This is a genomic window from Mesorhizobium sp. BH1-1-5 (assembly GCF_020165615.1).
Taxonomy (GTDB): domain Bacteria; phylum Pseudomonadota; class Alphaproteobacteria; order Rhizobiales; family Rhizobiaceae; genus Mesorhizobium.
This window is the reverse complement of sequence record NZ_JAIUIM010000006.1, coordinates 38,082-54,430: the sequence shown is the minus strand read 5'-3', so window position 1 is coordinate 54,430 and position 16,349 is coordinate 38,082. Positions and strand designations below refer to the sequence as shown.

General features: G+C 64.3%; 17 protein-coding genes, 1 tRNA gene and 1 pseudogene. 8 read left to right on the top strand and 11 right to left on the bottom strand.

The window, feature by feature from the left end; all coding sequences use genetic code 11:
• The 7 genes from LB572_RS09795 to LB572_RS09765 all read right to left on the bottom strand — a co-directional run bounded on the left by LB572_RS09795 (position 1) and on the right by LB572_RS09765 (position 4,230).
• Positions 1 to 1,389, bottom strand: coding sequence for an NAD(P)-binding protein (locus LB572_RS09795; protein ID WP_224667584.1), 1,389 nt, complete (start codon positions 1,387 to 1,389; stop codon positions 1 to 3).
• 53 nt (positions 1,390 to 1,442) lie between these two features.
• Positions 1,443 to 1,763, bottom strand: a complete 321-nt coding sequence (locus tag LB572_RS09790) for an ArsR/SmtB family transcription factor (RefSeq protein ID WP_140802308.1) — start codon at positions 1,761 to 1,763, stop codon at positions 1,443 to 1,445.
• Positions 1,764 to 1,827: 64 nt separating this feature from the next.
• Positions 1,828 to 2,250 carry an arsenate reductase (glutaredoxin) gene (gene arsC / locus LB572_RS09785; RefSeq protein ID WP_224667583.1) on the bottom strand — a complete coding sequence of 141 codons (423 nt, stop codon included), beginning with the start codon at positions 2,248 to 2,250 and terminating at the stop codon, positions 1,828 to 1,830.
• Positions 2,247 to 2,936 carry an aquaporin gene (locus LB572_RS09780; protein ID WP_140802306.1) on the bottom strand — a complete coding sequence of 230 codons (690 nt, stop codon included), beginning with the start codon at positions 2,934 to 2,936 and terminating at the stop codon, positions 2,247 to 2,249. The genes arsC and LB572_RS09780 overlap by 4 nt, the downstream gene beginning before the upstream one ends.
• Positions 2,937 to 2,966: 30 nt before the next feature.
• Entirely contained in the window at positions 2,967 to 3,299 is a 333-nt protein-coding gene (locus tag LB572_RS09775; RefSeq protein WP_224667582.1) for an ArsR/SmtB family transcription factor, read from the bottom strand.
• Positions 3,300 to 3,591: 292 nt separating this feature from the next.
• A tRNA-Ala gene (locus LB572_RS09770) sits at positions 3,592 to 3,667 on the bottom strand.
• A 164-nt stretch (positions 3,668 to 3,831) separates the two neighbouring features.
• Complete coding sequence (locus LB572_RS09765) at positions 3,832 to 4,230, bottom strand: TIGR02300 family protein (protein ID WP_140802304.1); 399 nt, start codon at positions 4,228 to 4,230, stop codon at positions 3,832 to 3,834.
• Positions 4,231 to 4,425: 195 nt separating this feature from the next.
• Between LB572_RS09765 and aroA the strand changes: the two genes are divergently transcribed.
• The 4 genes and pseudogenes from aroA (at position 4,426) to rpsA (ending at position 8,643) form a co-directional block, all read left to right on the top strand.
• Positions 4,426 to 5,784, top strand: a complete 1,359-nt coding sequence (gene aroA / locus LB572_RS09760; protein ID WP_224667581.1) for a 3-phosphoshikimate 1-carboxyvinyltransferase — start codon at positions 4,426 to 4,428, stop codon at positions 5,782 to 5,784.
• Positions 5,781 to 6,059, top strand: a pseudogene (locus LB572_RS34690) (DUF6881 domain-containing protein); the annotation flags it as partial. The gene aroA and the pseudogene LB572_RS34690, both read left to right, overlap by 4 nt.
• Positions 6,060 to 6,089: 30 nt before the next feature.
• Positions 6,090 to 6,740 carry a (d)CMP kinase gene (gene cmk / locus LB572_RS09755; RefSeq protein WP_140802381.1) on the top strand — a complete coding sequence of 217 codons (651 nt, stop codon included), beginning with the start codon at positions 6,090 to 6,092 and terminating at the stop codon, positions 6,738 to 6,740.
• Between the two features lie 205 nt (positions 6,741 to 6,945).
• Positions 6,946 to 8,643 (top strand): 30S ribosomal protein S1, encoded by a 1,698-nt coding sequence (gene rpsA / locus LB572_RS09750; RefSeq protein ID WP_224667580.1) that lies wholly within the window; start codon positions 6,946 to 6,948, stop codon positions 8,641 to 8,643.
• Positions 8,644 to 8,718: 75 nt separating this feature from the next.
• Here rpsA and LB572_RS09745 read toward each other — a convergent pair whose 3' ends face one another.
• The 4 genes from LB572_RS09745 to LB572_RS09730 form a co-directional block, all read right to left on the bottom strand.
• The gene (locus tag LB572_RS09745; RefSeq protein WP_224667579.1) at positions 8,719 to 9,426 is read right to left on the bottom strand and encodes an SDR family NAD(P)-dependent oxidoreductase; all 708 of its coding nucleotides are present in this window, start codon (positions 9,424 to 9,426) and stop codon (positions 8,719 to 8,721) included.
• Positions 9,427 to 9,623: 197 nt separating this feature from the next.
• A complete protein-coding gene (locus tag LB572_RS09740) occupies positions 9,624 to 11,204 on the bottom strand; it encodes a 5-guanidino-2-oxopentanoate decarboxylase (protein WP_224667578.1) in 1,581 nt (526 codons plus the stop codon).
• 81 nt (positions 11,205 to 11,285) lie between these two features.
• Positions 11,286 to 11,957, bottom strand: coding sequence for a TetR family transcriptional regulator C-terminal domain-containing protein (locus LB572_RS09735; RefSeq protein ID WP_224667577.1), 672 nt, complete (start codon positions 11,955 to 11,957; stop codon positions 11,286 to 11,288).
• A complete protein-coding gene (locus LB572_RS09730) occupies positions 11,927 to 12,799 on the bottom strand; it encodes a dimethylarginine dimethylaminohydrolase family protein (protein WP_224667576.1) in 873 nt (290 codons plus the stop codon). Before LB572_RS09730 ends, LB572_RS09735 begins: the two co-directional genes overlap by 31 nt.
• 201 nt (positions 12,800 to 13,000) lie before the next feature.
• Here LB572_RS09730 and LB572_RS09725 point away from each other — a divergent pair, with 201 nt between their 5' ends.
• The 4 genes from LB572_RS09725 to LB572_RS09710 all read left to right on the top strand — a co-directional run bounded on the left by LB572_RS09725 (position 13,001) and on the right by LB572_RS09710 (position 16,340).
• Positions 13,001 to 13,816 carry an ABC transporter ATP-binding protein gene (locus LB572_RS09725; protein WP_140802295.1) on the top strand — a complete coding sequence of 272 codons (816 nt, stop codon included), beginning with the start codon at positions 13,001 to 13,003 and terminating at the stop codon, positions 13,814 to 13,816.
• Positions 13,817 to 13,873: 57 nt separating this feature from the next.
• Positions 13,874 to 14,671, top strand: a complete 798-nt coding sequence (locus tag LB572_RS09720) for a transporter substrate-binding domain-containing protein (RefSeq protein WP_224667575.1) — start codon at positions 13,874 to 13,876, stop codon at positions 14,669 to 14,671.
• A 149-nt stretch (positions 14,672 to 14,820) separates the two neighbouring features.
• Positions 14,821 to 15,531, top strand: coding sequence for an ABC transporter permease (locus tag LB572_RS09715; protein ID WP_181179204.1), 711 nt, complete (start codon positions 14,821 to 14,823; stop codon positions 15,529 to 15,531).
• Positions 15,531 to 16,340, top strand: coding sequence for an ABC transporter permease (locus LB572_RS09710; protein ID WP_224667574.1), 810 nt, complete (start codon positions 15,531 to 15,533; stop codon positions 16,338 to 16,340). Before LB572_RS09715 ends, LB572_RS09710 begins: the two co-directional genes overlap by 1 nt.
• The last annotated feature ends 9 nt before the right edge of the window (positions 16,341 to 16,349 follow it).

Here is a 16,349-nt window from a genome sequence, read left to right as displayed (position 1 = left end):
TTAGGCTGCCACCCCGCACCCGCAGCCACCCTTGCCTGCGGCCTTCGCTTCAGCATCGGCGACACAACAGGCGTCAGTCTTGGAAGGAGCGGGGCCACCACAGCATCCGCCAGCGGTCGCGCGTATGGTCGATTGGGGAACCGTACAGACGCCTGTTTCGGGTAGCACCAGTTGCACCGCATCCGCAGCCGCCATGTCGCCAGCGAGGGCCGCCGCGACGGACCGCACCTGTTCATACCCGGTCAGCAGCAAGAAGGTTGGAGCACGGCCGTAGCTCTTAACGCCGACAGTGTAGAAGTCGGGCTCGGGATGGCCGAGTTCGCGATGGCCGTGCGGGGGCACGTCGCCGCAGGAGTGTTCGTTGGGGTCGATCAGAGGCCCCAGCGCCTTGACCCCCTCAAGCCACGGATCGAGGTCAAGCCTGAGCTCACGGGTGAGGGACAGATCGGGCCGCTGGCCCGTCGCTGCGATGATGCGGTCGAAAGGCCCGAGCGTTTGTAGGCCGTCCTTCGTTTGGCCTTCGACTGCCAGGCGGCCGTTTGCGCTTCGGATGACCAGTGTCGCGAAGCCAGTAACGAGCTTTGTGCGCCCGCTCTCCGCCAGTTCGCGAACGTCGGAACCAAGCTCGCCGCGCGCCGGCAGTTGATCCAAGTCTCCACCGCTGTAGATGCGAACCAGATCGGTCCGGCGTGTCGCCCAGACGAAAGCGGTTCCAGGCTCAAGGGCAGCCAGCCTATCGAGATCGAGCAGGGCATTGGCGGCCGAATGGCCCGAGCCGACAACAAGCGTGGCGCGGCCGGCATAGACGGTTCGATCACGGCCGAGAATGTCGGGAATGCCATAGGCGATCTTGTCTGCGCACTCCGCTTCGCCCTCCGCTGGGATACCACCGGCCCCAAGTGGATTTGGCGTCTGCCACGTGCCTGAGGCGTCGATGACGGCCCGCGCCCTGTCGCGTCTGACGCCTTCCCCGGTTTCGACCACCAGCATGAACGGTCGCGCCCTTCGATCTTTGCTCAGAACCTTGTCTGCGCCCCAACGGGAAACACCAACCACGCGCGCGCTGGTTTCGATGGATGAGGAGAGTTCAGGGAGCTTTGCGAGCGGCTCAAGGTAGCGGGCGATCAGTTCATCAGCGGTGGGGAAAGCCTCGGGCTCGGGCATCGTCCAGCCGCTCTCCTCAAGACGCTTTCGGGCTGCCTGATCAACGCAGTAGCGCCAAGGCGTGAACACGCGAACATGACCCCAGTCCTTGAGATTGGTGGCGATAACGGCGCCGGCCTCATAGACCTTCACCGGGAGCCCCCTTTGAATAAGCTGGACGGCAGCCGCCAGGCCGACCGGGCCAGCTCCGATGACGGCGACAGGGAGGGCGTCATGGTCATTCATTGACATTTTTTCCATCCTTCCGGGATCATGGAAATACGATGCAAAAAAAGAGACTATGCCGCCGCGTCGCTCTCCGTCGCGCTGCAAGCGGCGTCTGCACAGCACTCGTCAGCCAGGAAGCCGATCAAGTCGCGCATGATGGGATAGTTGGCCCGACAGATCAGGGTCGTCGCCTGCCGCTCCTGCGTCACGAGGCCGCTCAGAATGAGGCGATGCAGGTGATGGGACAGCGTCGAGGCCGCGATGCCAAGGGTGTCCTGCAAGTACCCCACCGGCCGGCCTGCTTCGCCGGCTCTGACCAGTGTGCGATAGAGCTTGAGCCGTGTCGGGTTGCCGATGGCTTCGAGCTGTTTGGCGGCTTGTTCGAGTTTCATGGAAATAGACTGCACCCGCCGCCAACGCAGGTCAACACCTATTTCGACAATGATCGAAATATGATCAGACGACCCGTTTGCCGCTCTCGTCGATCACCACCTCGCCGTCCTCCTTGGTGAAGGGGCCGATGTCGGGATTGGGCAGGATCGGCAGCACCGCCTCGGATGGTCGCGCTAAGACCGCACCCAACGGCGTCACGACGATTGGACGGTTGATAAGGATCGGATGCTTGAGCATGGCGTCGATCAGATCATCGTCCGACCACTTCGGGTCGGCAAGCCCAAGCTCGTCAAAGGGCGTTCCCTTCTCCCGCAGCAGGGCACGCGGAGTGATACCCATGGCTGCGATCAGCTCAACCAGCTTGGCACGCGAGGGGGGCGTCTTGAGATATTCGATGATCTCGGGCTCTTCGCCGCTCTGCCTGATCATGGCGAGCGTGTTCCGCGAAGTGCCGCATTGGGGGTTGTGATAGATCGTGATGGTCATTCGGCAGGCTCCACTTTCGTGAGGGCTTGGGGTTCCGCAAGTAGCCAGCTGGCGAGCGTCATTGCCAGCAGTGCCCCAGCGAGTTGAGCGGCGACGAAGGCGGGGACGTCGAGCGGCCGGATGCCCGCGAAGGTATTGGAGAGGGCACGGGCCACGGCCACCGCTGGGTTCGCGAACGATGTCGAGGCTGTGAACCAGTAGGCGGCCACGATGTAGAGACCAACCAGCCACGGGATGGCATCCGCGCGGAAGCGAAGACCAGCAAGGATGGTGAAGACGAGCCCGAAGGTCGCGACGGCCTCGGCGATCCACAGGCCAGACCCCGAGCGTATCGTGGTCGAGAGACTGAAGAGCGGCATGTCGAACATGGCATGAGCCACCAGCGTTCCGAGAATGCCTCCAGCAAGCTGGGCTGCCACGTAGGTGAAAGCGACGTCGCGGCCGATCTGGTGCTTCAAGCCGAACACGAGCGTGACCGCAGGGTTGAAGTGCGCACCGGAAATCGGGCCGAGTATGGTGATCAATACGACGAGTATCGCGCCGGTCGGCAGGGTGTTGCAAAGCAAGGCGAGCGCCATATCATGGGTCAGCCGATCAGCCATGATGCCGGACCCGATCACAGCCGCGACCAGCATGGCAGTTCCAAGTGCTTCGGCAGCGAGCCGTCGCGGCAGGTCAGCGGACACTGTGGCGGGGCTCCGGTGAGATTGAGGTGGTCAGCATTTGCAGGTCGCCGCTTGGATGACCGGCTGGCAAAGCTCTGGTGCGCCCCCGCAGCAGTCTTCCATCAGGTAGGCCAGCAGATCGCGAAAGACGTTCATGTCGACGAGATACCGGATGATCCGCCCGTCGCGTTCGGCGCGAACCAGCCCCGCGCGGTCGAGGACCTTCAGATGTGCTGACATGGTGTTCTGCACTGTTCCGAGCTGGGATGCGATCTCGCCGGCTGGGACGCCTTCTGAACCCGCTCGCACAAGCAGCCGGAAAGCCTCTAACCTTGTGTCCTGGCCAAGCGCGGCCAGCGCGAGCAGAGCAGCAGCCTTGTCCATGCATCCATCCATCTAGATTTGTGGATGTTAAGCCAACAGCATGACGGTTGGATGACCGGCGACAATGTCCCTGCTTGATGACTTTCGCCATCCTGGCGAATAGACGGCGTAGGTCATTCCTCCACAACGCCTTCAAACTCCCGCTTTACGTCATCGCGAGAACCGGAGTTTGGCTTGGTCACGCGGAGGCTCCCATCGCTGACAGAAACCGTCCAAGTTAGGGTCTTGGTGAGGGTTGGCCGCGCCCATTCCCAAAAAAATTTGTTCTACCAACTAGATAAGAAGGACTGTTTGGTGGAGCCAATCGGGATCGAACCGACGACCTCTTGAATGCCATTCAAGCGCTCTCCCAACTGAGCTATGGCCCCACTCCCGGCAGTCAGCCGGCGCCGTTTCCGGCGAAGAGATCCGGCGCGGTTGGGAACCGCGCCGTCGTTTAGTGCTGGCGGCTTCTAGCGCCGCCTTCGGTCAAGATCAAGCCTTGAAAAGCCGCTTTTTCGTCACAGGCCAAAATGGCCGGCAAACGATCAAATCAAACCTCGTCCTCGTCGTCGCCGACGCCGATCATGTCGGAGACGTCGTCGTCCTCTTCTTCTTCGTCGGCAAGGAAGGTGTCGTCGTCATCGTCGCCGAGATCGACATCTTCATCCTCATCGTCGCCGAGATCGGGAAGATCGTCACCGCCGCCCTTGGCCTCGTCATCGGCTTCCTCGAGCGAAACGACTTCGGCGCTTTCTTCCTCGTCGCCGTCCACTTCCTTGTCAGCGACCTCCTCTTCTTCCTCGATGGCGGAAATCTTGCCTTCGTCGAAATAGGAGCGCGGATAGCTCTTGCCCGTATAGGGCGAGACGATCGGGTCCTTGTTGAGATCGTAGAATTTCCGACCCGTTTCGGGGTCGACACGCTTGGTGCCAAGTTCAGTTTTTGCCACAGCAGGCCTCGTCAACAAAAGAGTGGTCCCCTTAACCGCAGTTTCGGGCGCTGTCAAAGCCAAAAGCCGGCGTCGTAAAAGCCCGCGTTCGAACGGCCGCGCCAAGGGGATGACCATTGCAGCGCGCCGTGATACGAGACCGCCGCAACATGACGAACCGAGCCGGCCAGCCGGCATTTCATTTGGAAGACGAGGATGTCTCACTCCGCCGGCGCTAAGCCAGCCACGGCCCGCAAATCCCCTGCCCTTTCCGGCACCGCGCGCGTGCCGGGCGACAAATCGATCTCGCACCGCTCCTTCATGTTCGGCGGCCTGGCCTCCGGCGAAACCCGCATCACCGGTTTGCTCGAAGGCGAGGACGTGATGCGCACGGGCGCGGCCATGCAGGCAATGGGCGCGCATGTCGAGAAGAAGGGCGCCGAATGGGTGATCCGCGGCACCGGCAACGGCGCATTGCTGCAGCCCGAAGGCCCGCTCGATTTCGGCAATGCCGGCACCGGCTCGCGGCTCACCATGGGCCTGGTCGGCACCTATGACATGGAGACGACCTTCATCGGCGACGCCTCGCTTTCGGGCCGGCCGATGGGCCGCGTGCTCGACCCGTTGCGCCAGATGGGCGTGCAGGTGCTGAAGGCGGCACCCGGCGACCGCATGCCGATCACGCTGCGCGGCCCGAAACATGCCGCGCCCATCACCTATCGCGTGCCGATGGCGTCCGCCCAGGTGAAATCGGCGGTGCTGCTTGCCGGCCTCAACACGCCGGGCATCACCACGGTGATCGAGCCGGTGATGACGCGCGACCATACCGAGAAGATGCTGAAAGGCTTCGGCGCCAATTTGACCGTCGAGACCGACGAGCGCGGCGTGCGCCACATCTTCATCGAAGGCCAGGGCAAGCTCACCGGGCAGACGATCGCCGTGCCCGGCGACCCGTCCTCGGCCGGCTTCCCGCTGGTGGCGGCGCTGATCGTACCGGGCTCGGACATTACAATCGAGAACGTGCTGATGAACCCGACCCGCACCGGGCTGCTTCTGACGCTGCAGGAGATGGGCGGCCGCATCGACATCCTCAACCCGCGCAATGCCGGCGGCGAGGACGTGGCGGACCTGCGGGTCCGTTCCTCCGATCTCAAGGGTGTCGTGGTGCCGGCCGAGCGCGCGCCGTCGATGATCGATGAGTACCCGGTGCTGGCCGTCGCCGCGAGCTTTGCCGAAGGCGAGACTCTGATGCAGGGCCTGGAGGAATTGCGTGTCAAGGAATCCGACCGTCTGGCGGCGGTGGCCAACGGGCTGAAGCTCAACGGCGTCGACTGCAGCGAGGGCGAGGCTTCGCTCGCCGTGCGCGGCACGCCGGGCGGCAAGGGGCTTGGCGGGCATCCGAACGGACAGGACACGAAGGTGAAAACACATCTCGACCACCGCATCGCCATGAGCTTTCTTGTGATGGGTCTGGCGACAGAAAAGCCGGTGACGATCGACGACGCCAACATGATCGCGACGAGCTTTCCCGAGTTCATGGGGCTGATGACGGGCCTGGGCGCGGAGATCGAGTGAGATACGTCCACGTCCATTGGAAGCATGACAAACAGGAAGAGCCATCTCATCTCTGGTATGAAATTGCTGACGATTGCTTCCAGAACCGAACTATAGAGTTCTATGCCGATGGGTCTGTGGGCTTTGCCATCCGGGGCAAGCTTGTCGACGGATCGGATGATACCGAGGTTGGTGGAACAAGAAATTCCACCGAAGCTTTCCCCGATCTCGATGAGATCAATTCGGACAGGCAGTTCGAGGCCTCCGAGACCACGGCGGCTGAATTCGAGCGCCGGTGGAATGAAGCGCTTGCAGCGAGGGTTCGAATGACGACCGGCTTCACCATCGCCATCGACGGCCCCGCCGGTGCCGGCAAGGGCACGCTGGCCCGGCGGCTTTCCGACCACTACCGGCTGAACCTGCTCGACACCGGCCTTACCTATCGCGCGGTGGCCCACAAGCTGCTCGAGCTCGGCCTGCCGCTCGACAATGTCTCGGCCGCGGAAACCGCGGCGCGGCAGGTGAACCTCTCGAACCTCGATCGTACCGTGCTGTCGGCGCATGCGGTGGGCGAGGCGGCCTCCAAGGTCGCGGTCATCCCCACGGTGCGGCGCATCCTGGTCGAGAAGCAGCGGGCCTTCGCCACGGCGCCGCCGGGCGCGGTGCTCGACGGCCGCGACATCGGCACGGTGGTGTGCCCGGATGCCGACATCAAGCTCTATGTGACGGCAAGTGCCGCGGTGCGGGCGCGGCGCCGGCTGGCCGAGATCGAGAGCATGGGCGGCAGCGCCGACTTCGCCACCATCCTCGCCGATATCGAGCGCCGCGACGAGCGCGACATGGGCCGCGCGGACTCGCCATTGAAGCCGGCGGCGGACGCGCACTTGCTTGATACCAGCGAAATGGCTATAGAGGCCGCGTTTCTGGCGGCGATGGCGATCGTAGACGAGGTCCTTGCCAAGAGAAACAAGGCCTGATTCGGGTTTTCCTTGGGCTTCCGTTGCCGGAGGCAGAGAAAATACCCATATCGGGCACGAACCAGCCTGCCAGCATTCTCATGCGCCGGACTTGCCGCCTGAAAAAGCGGCCAAGGGCTTTCAGCCCGGAACGCCGGCAGGCTCAACGCAACGCTAACCCACGGCGCCCGCCCCGCTCGAGATGCGGGGTATTCCAGGAGAAACAATGTCAGTAGCTAATCCGTCTCGCGACGATTTCGCGAGCATGCTCGAAGAATCATTCACCGCCGGCCATTCCGGCGAGGGCCAGGTTGTCCGGGGCACGATCACCGCGATCGAAAAGGACATGGCCATCATCGACGTCGGCCTCAAGGTCGAGGGCCGCGTGCCGCTGAAGGAATTCGGCGCCAAGGGCAAGGAATCCGTTCTCAAGGTCGGCGACACCGTCGAAGTCTATGTCGAGCGCATCGAGAACGCGCTTGGCGAAGCCATGCTGTCGCGCGAAAAGGCTCGCCGCGAAGAGAGCTGGGTCCGTCTCGAAGAGAAGTTCACCAAGGGCGAGCGCGTCGAAGGCGTCATCTTCAACCAGGTCAAGGGCGGCTTCACCGTCGACCTCGACGGCGCCGTGGCGTTCCTGCCGCGCAGCCAGGTCGATATCCGCCCGATCCGCGACGTCACCCCGCTGATGCACAACCCGCAGCCCTTCGAGATCCTCAAGATGGATCGCCGCCGCGGCAACATCGTGGTGTCGCGCCGCACCGTGCTCGAGGAGAGCCGCGCCGAACAGCGTTCGGAAATCGTGCAAAACCTCGAGGAAGGCCAGGTGGTCGAAGGCGTGGTCAAGAACATCACCGACTACGGTGCGTTCGTCGACCTCGGCGGCATCGACGGCCTGCTGCATGTCACCGACATGGCATGGCGCCGCGTCAACCATCCGACCGAGATCCTCAACATCGGCCAGACGGTCAAGGTGCAGATCATCCGCATCAACCAGGAAACCCACCGCATCTCGCTCGGCATGAAGCAGCTCGAGTCGGATCCGTGGTCGGATATCGGCACCAAGTTCCCGATCGGCAAGAAGATCAAGGGCACCGTCACCAACATCACCGACTACGGCGCATTCGTCGAGCTGGAGCCGGGCATCGAGGGCCTCATCCACGTCTCTGAAATGTCGTGGACGAAGAAGAACGTGCACCCCGGCAAGATCCTGTCGACGACGCAGGAAGTCGACGTGGTGGTGCTCGAAGTCGATCCGGCCAAGCGCCGCATCTCGCTCGGCCTCAAGCAGACGCTCGAGAATCCGTGGCAGGCTTTCGCCTCGAGCCATCCGGTCGGCAGCCAGGTCGAGGGCGAGGTCAAGAACAAGACCGAGTTCGGCCTGTTCATCGGCCTGGAAGGCGACGTGGATGGCATGGTCCACCTCTCCGACCTCGACTGGACCCGTCCGGGCGAGCAGGTCATCGAAGAGTACAATCGCGGCGACATGGTCAAGGCGCAGGTGCTCGACGTCGACATCGAGAAGGAGCGCATCTCGCTCGGCATCAAGCAGCTGGCCCGTGACACGGTCGGCGAAGCGGCCAACAGCGGCGAGCTGCGCAAGAACGCCGTCGTCACCTGCGAGGTCATCGGCGTGAAGGATGGCGGTCTGGACGTGCGGCTGGTCGACAGCGGCATCGAGACCTTCATCAAGCGCTCCGACCTTTCGCGCGACCGCGACGAGCAGCGCCCCGAGCGCTTCACCGTCGGCCAGAAGGTCGATGCCCGCGTCATCGCCTTCGACAAGAAGACCCGCAAGCTGCAGGTCTCGATCAAGGCGCTGGAAATCGCCGAGGAGAAGGAAGCGGTCGCCCAGTACGGCTCGACCGACTCCGGCGCCTCGCTAGGCGATATCCTGGGCGCGGCGCTGAAGAAGCAGGGCAACTAAGCCCTTTCGCATACCAAACAAGAAACCCCGCCGGATCGCTCCGGCGGGGTTTCTTTTGTCCGGGGGCTTTCCGCGTCAGGCCCTGCCGTAGAGCGGGACCAGCGTGCCGCTCATCGCCTGGTTGGCGGGTGAGGCGAGATAGGCAATGGCCTCGGCGGCCGCTTCCAGGCTGACCCATTTGGCGAAATCGGCATCGGGCATGTCGGCGCGGTTGGCGGGCGTGTCGAGCGTCGAGGGCGCCACGGCGTTGACCAGAATGCCCTTGTGCTTCAGCTCCTCGGCCATGGCCATCGTCATCGCCGCGACCGCCGCCTTGCTGGCCGTATAGGCGACCATGCCGGAGCCGCGCCTGGGATCGAGGCCGGCGCGCGCGGTGACATTGACGATGCGGCCTGCCGTATTGGACGCCAGCATCGAGCGCACCGCGGCGCGGCTGCATAGGAAGGCCGTGCGGGCGTTGGTGTCCATCATCTCGGCGAACGAGGCCGACTCGATCTTTTCAACCGGCGCCATGGTGAAACCGCCGGCAAGGTGGATCGAGGCCCAGAGCGCGGGCACCTGATGGTAGAAGGCTTCGACCTTGGCCGAATCCGACAGGTCGACATTGTGCGCTAGGTGCACGCTGGCATGGGCTGCGTAGGGAAAATGCGGCGGGGCCGCCGCGTGGGCGTTCGGCACGTGGCAGATCGCGCCTTGCTCCAGCAACCTGCCGACAACCGCGCCGCCGAGCGCCCCAGTGCCGCCCGTCACCACGATATGCCTGCCATTCAGCGTTTCCGTCATACTTAGACCGCTCCTGTCATTTTTTATGATTATTTCTTTTGGTTATGCCGCCTCAGATTGGAACGTCGCGCCTTTCACGTCGTCACTCAATTGAAATATCGACATGGCAGGCGCAGCGTCTTTGCATGTGTCGGACCGCGGCCGGCGGCATCGAACTGCCGGCGCCGCGATGGCCCGACCGGCAGACGCGACAGTCTTCAGTCGACGGTGATTTCGATGACGCGCGGGCTGCCGGCCGCCCGCGCGCGCTTCAGTGCCTCGGCAAGACCGCCGACCCCGGCCAGCCGCTCGGCCTCGATGCCATAGGCCTCGGCAAGCTTGCAGAAATCCGGCGGCGCCGGCGACACGCCGACCGGCTCGACGCCGACATCGAGCATCGAGGTCTCGATCTCGCGATAGCCGCGGTTGTTCCAGACGACGAAGATCACCGGCGTTTCGGCGTCGAGCGCGGCGCCGATTTCCGGCAAGGTGAACTGGAAGCCGCCATCGCCGGTGAGGCACACCACGGGCGCTTGCGGAACGGCAAGCGCTGCGCCGATCGCCGCCGGCGGACCGTAGCCCAGCGCGCCGAAACCAGTCGCGGCGTTGAACCAGCCGCCGGGACGGTCGTGGTCGTAATAGAGGTTGGCGGCGTAGATCGGCTGGGTCGAATCGCCGACGATGATGGCGCCCGGCAGCGCGTCGCGGATTGTTTCCACGGCGCGCACCTGCGCCAGGTACTCAGGCTTCAGTTCGGCCTGCGCTGCCTTCCGCGCGACGGCCGCGCGAGCCTCGCCGTTGGCTGCCGCGGGGTGACCAGGTCCGATCGCCGCGAACAGAGCCTCGATGCCTTCGGCGCAATCCGCCTGGATGCCGACCGTCACCGGCCGGCGCGCGATCTGGTCGGCGCCGATATCGATGCGGATCAGGTTCTTGGGCAGCACGAAACCGCCGTCGCCATAGCCGTCATAGTCGGTCGGGCCGAACTCGGTGCCGGCCGCGATCACCAGATCGGCATCCGCCATCAGCGCGCGCACTGCCTTCAGACTTGGGCTGGCCGGCACGCACAGCGGATGGCCATGCAGCAGGCCGCGCGCATTGGCGGTCTCGACGACGGGCGCGCCAAGCGTCTTGGCCAGTCGGCGCAGCGCAGCGTCGGCCTTCCTTGCGCCGCCACCGGCGAGGATCAGCGGCCGGCGCGCGGCCTTGATGAGCTTTGCCGCTTCGGCAATCGCCGCAGGGTCCGGAGCGGGTGGCGCGGCATTGCTCAGCGCGGCCGCGATATCATCGGCGGGCTTCACCATGACGTCGGTGGGGATCTCGATATGGACCGGACCCGGGCGCGAGGAGGAGAAAACGGCGAAGGCGCGGGCAAGCGCGCCCGGCAATTCATGGGCCTCGGTGACACGTTCGGAAGACAGCGCGACCTTTTCCATCATGCCGCGCTGGTCGGGCAGTTCATGCAGGAAGCCCAGCCCCTTGCCCAGCGTGTCGGTGGCATTGACGCCGGAGATGACCAGCATCGGCACCGAATCGGCGCGCGCCTGGCCCATGGCGGTGATGGTGTTGGTCAGCCCCGGCCCGGTGATGACGAAGGCGACGCCCGGCCGCCCGCCGGCGCGCGCATAGCCGTCGGCCATGAAGCCGGCGCCCTGTTCGTGGCGCGGCGTGACATGGCGGATCTTCGAGCGCGCCAGGCCGCGATAGAGCTCGACCGTATGCACGCCCGGAATGCCGAAGACTGTGTCGACGCCATGCGCTTCGAGCAGGGTGATCAGCGCTTCGCCGATGGTGGTCATTGGTTTTTTCCCCTTAGAGCTTTGTTTCTTACGCAATTCCGGACGGAAAGTTACGGCGAAGTGGCCGAACCTAACCGCTTCTCACTTTTCCTGGAATTGCTCTGGCGGCACGAGGCCGAGTTCGGCCTCGACAGTCTTGATGCCAATTGCCGCCAGTTCGCCGGGCGAGAACATCTCGCCGGCCAGGCAGCCTTCGATCCAGAGCCCGTCGATGATCGCGTTGATCGCGATGGCATGGCGGCGCAGCTCGGCTGCGTCCGGCTTGCGCCGTTCGGCGGCGAGCACTTCGGCTACGACTGCTTCCACCTCGTTGCGGAAGCCGAGATAGCCTTCGCGATGGGCGCGGGCGAGCGACGGATCCGCGCCGGCGCGGCCTATGAAAGTCGCCCAGAGCGAAAACACCCGCTGGTCGATGATCGGCGCGTTGAGGTTGGCCGTGACGAAAGCCGCAAGCCGTTGGCGCGGCGAGGCGTCTTCCATGACCAAGGCCGCTTTCGCCTGCTCGGTCATGCGGCCCATCAACGCCGCATAGGCTTCCTGCAGCAAATCTTCCTTGCCGGGGAAATAGTGGCGGATCAGCCCGGCGGTGACGCCGGCTCGCAAGGCGATGGTGCGGACAGTGGCGCCCTCGAGGCCATGCTCGGCCACGCTGTCCAGGGTCGCATCGATCAGATCCTGCCGCCGCCGCTCCTCGCCCTCACGGCGGAACTTGCGGCGCGCATTCATTGGCGCAGGATCGGCCGCGTCAGGCATGTCGGCCCGCCCTCACAAGCGATGCAGAGCGCATCCGCCTCGAAAATCTCGACCGTGCAACCGGCGGCTTCCATCGCGGCCTTGGTCTTGGGAAAGCCCGCCACGGCAATGACCTTGAGCGGGCTGGTCGGAAGCACGTTAAGGCTGAGGCCGTTGGAAGCGGCGAACTCTTGCGGGTCGCCTTCGACCAGCCGGATGCCGCGCGCCTTCAGCATCTGATAGAACGGGGCCGGCAGAAGCGGCGAATAGACCAGCGCGAGGTCGTCGGCCAGCGGGCTGATCACCGACATCAGATGCAGGCATGCTTCTTCGCCCTGCCACAGCGGCAGGTCGAAGCCGTAGACGGAAATGCCCAGCGGCGCCAGCAGGTTTGAAAGCTGCTGGATGCCTTCCTGGTTGGAGCGCACACCGCGCCCGATCGCCAGCGTGCGGGCATCCAGCCACACGCAATCGCCGCCTTCGACCTGGCCGGGGGCTTCGACACGGCCGAGGATCGGAATGCCCAGCCTCTTATAGGTTTCCTCATGCAGCGAGGGCTCGCCGGCGCGCAAGGGCTTGCCCATGGACAGGATCAGCGCGCCGCGACCGGTCATCAGCGACGGGTCATGCGTGAACACCGAATCCGCGAGACCGTCGGCCGTGTCCTCGATCCATTCGATTTCGGCGCCGGAGGCCGCCACCAGTTCGGCAAGGACCGCATGCTGCTCGGCTGCTTTCGCCGGGTTGAAGCCGGCGCCATAGTGCCAGGCAGCCCTGTCGGCGCCACGCATGGCATTGACCGCCGAACGCATCAGCACACGCCGCAGCGGCGCCGCCATGGACTGTGATCCGAAAGCGCTCATCGATGCCCTTTTATGCTGAAAAAAATCGAAAAAATTTCATGAGAGGCTATTTATACACTTGCACAACAACGCCGCAAGTGCCGTAATGAGCGGGATTGACGGGCTCGCGCTGTCGGGTCCATGCTGAAGTCTGGAGTGGGCATCACAGCGTATGTTGATTAGCCGGATAGACGTTCGACGACCTCCCTTCGAGGTCGCCCGGTGAGCGCGGCGGAAGCTGCCGCAGTCCAATCCGGCAAGGCGCAAAGCGGCGCCGCCGAAGCCATCCATGTCGAAAACCTGCATAAGAAATTCGGCCAGCTGCACGTGCTGAAGGGCGTTTCGCTGTCGGCGCGCGACGGCGAGGTGGTCGCCATCATAGGCGGCTCCGGCTCCGGCAAGTCGACGCTGTTGCGCTGCATCAACTGCCTGGAAAACCCGACCAGCGGCATCATCCGGGTCAATGGCGAGGAGATCAAGCTCAAGGCCGACAGCCACGGCCACACCGTTCCGGCCGACCGCAGGCAGATCGAGCGCATCCGCTCGAGGCTCGGAATGGTGTTCCAGAATTTCAACCTGTGGAGCCACATGACGCTGATCGAGAACGTCATCGAGGTTCCGGTGCACGTGCTCGGCGTCAAGCGCGACGAAGCGATCGCCCAGGCCGAGAAGCTGCTCGCCCGCGTCGGGCTGGCGGAGAAGCGCGACGTCTATCCGGCCTTCCTGTCCGGCGGCCAGCAGCAGCGCGCCGCGATCGCCCGGGCGCTGGCGATCAATCCGCGCGTCATGCTGTTCGACGAGCCGACGTCGGCGCTCGATCCGGAACTGGTCGGCGAAGTGCTGAAGGTGATCGGCGACCTGGCGCGCGAGGGGCGCACCATGGTGCTGGTGACGCATGAAATGAAGTTCGCCCGCGAGGTCGCGACGCATGTCGTCTATCTCTACAACGGGCTGGTCGAGGAAGAAGGTTCGCCGGAGCAATTGTTCGGCGCGCCCAAATCCGAAAGGCTCAAGCAATTCCTCCGCAATGTCGGCTAGGAGCCGGCATCAAGCGGAGCGAAAAACCGGGAACAACAACAAACTGGGAGTCCTGAAATGAAGACTGTTCTCAAGACATTCGCCGCCGCGCTGCTTCTCGGTGTCGCGGCGATGGGTGGCGTGGCCAAGGCCGAGCAGGTCAAGATCGGCGTCGCCGCCGAGCCATACCCGCCCTTCACCTCGCCCGATGCCAGCGGCAAATGGGTGGGCTGGGAGATCGACTTCGTCGACGCCGTCTGCGCCGAGGAGAAGCTCGATTGCGTGGTCACCCCCGTCGCCTGGGACGGCATCATCCCGGCGCTGACGACGAAGAAGATCGACGCCATCGTCTCCTCGATGTCGATCACCGCCGAGCGCGAGAAGACGATCGACTTCTCCGACAAGTACTATAACACCCCGACCGCCATCATCGGACCGAAGGACCAGAAGTTCGGCGCCACGCCGGACGATCTCAAGGGCAAGGTGATCGGCGTCCAGGTCTCGACCGTGCATGCCGTCTACGCCAAGAAGCACTTCACCGGCGCGCAGGAAATCAAGGAATACCAGACGCAGGACGAAGCCAACAACGATCTGGCCGCCGGCCGCATCGACGCGGTGCAGGCCGACTCGATCGCACTCGGCGAATTCCTGAAAACCGACCAGGGCAAGGCCTGCTGCGACCTGAAGGGCATGGTGGCTCCGGACGACGAAGTGCTTGGACCGGGCGTCGGCGCCGGCATCCGCAAGGAAGACACCGCGCTCAAGGAAAAGTTCAACGCCGGCATCAAGGCGATCCGCGCCAACGGCAAATATGACGAGATCTCGAAGAAGTATTTCGACTTCGACATCTATGGCGGCGCCACGCAGTCGAACTGAGCCCTCTCGCACATGAGTGAGGGCATGGTGTCCGCGCCATGCCCAACCTTGCCACGCATGCCTGCCGCCGACCTTGCCGTCGGCGGCTTGCCAGCAATCCGGGGGCGAAGCTGATCGACGCCTTTCTTCCGGCCTCCGCGGCCGGCATCATGGAACTCCTGTCACCCGTGGCGCCCGGCTGGGGCGGCACGCTGCTGGTCGGGCTGCTGCATTCGATCGAGATCGCCTTGGGCGCGACCTGCCTCGGCCTCATGATCGGCACCGCCGGCGCCTTCGGCAAGCTCTATGGCGGCCCGGTGACGCGCGACCTGCTCGCGGTCTACACTACTGTGGTCCGCGCGGTGCCGGAACTGGTGCTGATCCTGCTGCTCTATTATGCCGGCACCGACCTCATCAACCAGGTGCTGACGGGGATGGGCTACAGCCGTGTCGACATCAGCGGGCTCGCGGCCGGCATCTTCGTGCTGGGGTTCGTCCAGGGCGCCTATTCGACAGAAGTCATCCGCGGCGCCATCCTCGCCATCCCGCAAGGCCAGATCGAGGCCGCACGCGCCTACGGCATGTCGCCGGGCCTGATGCTGCGGCGCATCACGTTGCCGGCGATGCTGCCCTTCGCCATTCCCGGCCTTGCCAATCTGTGGCTGATCGCCACCAAGGACACCGCGCTGCTTGCCGTCGTCGGCTTCTTCGAATTGACGCTGGCGACGCGCCAGGCGGCCGGCGTCACCAAGGCCTATCTTCTGTTCTATCTCGCGGCGGGCGCGCTCTATCTCACGCTGTCGCTGTTCTCCAACGTGATCATCGGCCGTGTCGAGGCCTGGTCGCGGCGCGGCATGCCTTCCGTCAAGGAGGCGCGCTGATGTCGGCGGAAGCGAGCGCGATCAATCTGGCGGCGCGCGCCTCGATCTGGCTCAAGCCGCACCGCATCGTGCTGATCCTGATCGCGCTGGCGCTGGTCTTCTGCGCCGCCTTCTTCATGCGCTGGGACTGGCTGCCGCAGTATTGGGAAATGGGCCTGATGGGCATATGGCGGGCGCTCTGGATCCTCGCCGTCACCTGCGCGCTGGGCTTTGCGCTGGCGGTGCCGCTAGGGCTTGCCCAGGCCGGCGGGCCGTTCTGGTTCGCTGTGCCCGCGAAAATCTTCTGCACCATCATCCGGGGAACGCCGCTGCTCCTGCAGCTCTGGCTGCTCTATTACGGCCTCGGCTCGATCTTCCCGCAATATCCGTGGATCCGCGAATCCTGGCTGTGGCCGTATCTCAGGCAGGCCTGGCCATACGCTGTGGTGGCGCTGACCTTTTCCTTCGCCGGCTACGAAGGCGAGGTGATGCGCGGCGCCTTTGCCGGCGTGCCGCGCGGACAGTTGGAGGCCGCCCGCGCCTTCGGCATGAGCCGCTGGAAAATCTTCCGCCGCATCTGGCTGCCGCAGGCCTTCTACCGGGCGCTGCCGACCTTGACCGGCGAAACCGTCCTGCAGTTGAAGTCGACCCCGCTGGTGGCGACGATCAGCGTCATCGATATCTTCGCCGTCTCCTCCAAGGTGCGCCAGGACACTTACCTGACCTACGAGCCTTTGCTGCTGCTGGCGCTGATCTATATGACGATCACCGGCATCCTGGTCTTCGTCTTCAGCCGGATCGAGGCTCGGATCCCGGTCAAGATCGGGTAAGTGAGTAGT

Excerpts from the sequence above, each read along its gene's own strand:
- LB572_RS09745 (WP_224667579.1), bottom strand. The coding sequence starts at position 9,426 with ATGACGGAAACGCTGAATGGCAGGCATATCGTGGTGACGGGCGGCACT.
- LB572_RS09710 (WP_224667574.1), top strand. The coding sequence starts at position 15,531 with ATGTCGGCGGAAGCGAGCGCGATCAATCTGGCGGCGCGCGCCTCGATC.
- aroA (WP_224667581.1), top strand. The coding sequence starts at position 4,426 with ATGTCTCACTCCGCCGGCGCTAAGCCAGCCACGGCCCGCAAATCCCCT.
- LB572_RS09715 (WP_181179204.1), top strand. The coding sequence starts at position 14,821 with ATGGAACTCCTGTCACCCGTGGCGCCCGGCTGGGGCGGCACGCTGCTG.
- LB572_RS09795 (WP_224667584.1), bottom strand. The coding sequence starts at position 1,389 with ATGAATGACCATGACGCCCTCCCTGTCGCCGTCATCGGAGCTGGCCCG.
- LB572_RS09740 (WP_224667578.1), bottom strand. The coding sequence starts at position 11,204 with ATGACCACCATCGGCGAAGCGCTGATCACCCTGCTCGAAGCGCATGGC.
- cmk (WP_140802381.1), top strand. The coding sequence starts at position 6,090 with ATGACGACCGGCTTCACCATCGCCATCGACGGCCCCGCCGGTGCCGGC.
- LB572_RS09720 (WP_224667575.1), top strand. The coding sequence starts at position 13,874 with ATGAAGACTGTTCTCAAGACATTCGCCGCCGCGCTGCTTCTCGGTGTC.
- LB572_RS09730 (WP_224667576.1), bottom strand. The coding sequence starts at position 12,799 with ATGAGCGCTTTCGGATCACAGTCCATGGCGGCGCCGCTGCGGCGTGTG.
- LB572_RS09790 (WP_140802308.1), bottom strand. The coding sequence starts at position 1,763 with ATGAAACTCGAACAAGCCGCCAAACAGCTCGAAGCCATCGGCAACCCG.
- arsC (WP_224667583.1), bottom strand. The coding sequence starts at position 2,250 with ATGACCATCACGATCTATCACAACCCCCAATGCGGCACTTCGCGGAAC.
- LB572_RS09735 (WP_224667577.1), bottom strand. The coding sequence starts at position 11,957 with ATGCCTGACGCGGCCGATCCTGCGCCAATGAATGCGCGCCGCAAGTTC.
- LB572_RS09775 (WP_224667582.1), bottom strand. The coding sequence starts at position 3,299 with ATGGACAAGGCTGCTGCTCTGCTCGCGCTGGCCGCGCTTGGCCAGGAC.
- rpsA (WP_224667580.1), top strand. The coding sequence starts at position 6,946 with ATGTCAGTAGCTAATCCGTCTCGCGACGATTTCGCGAGCATGCTCGAA.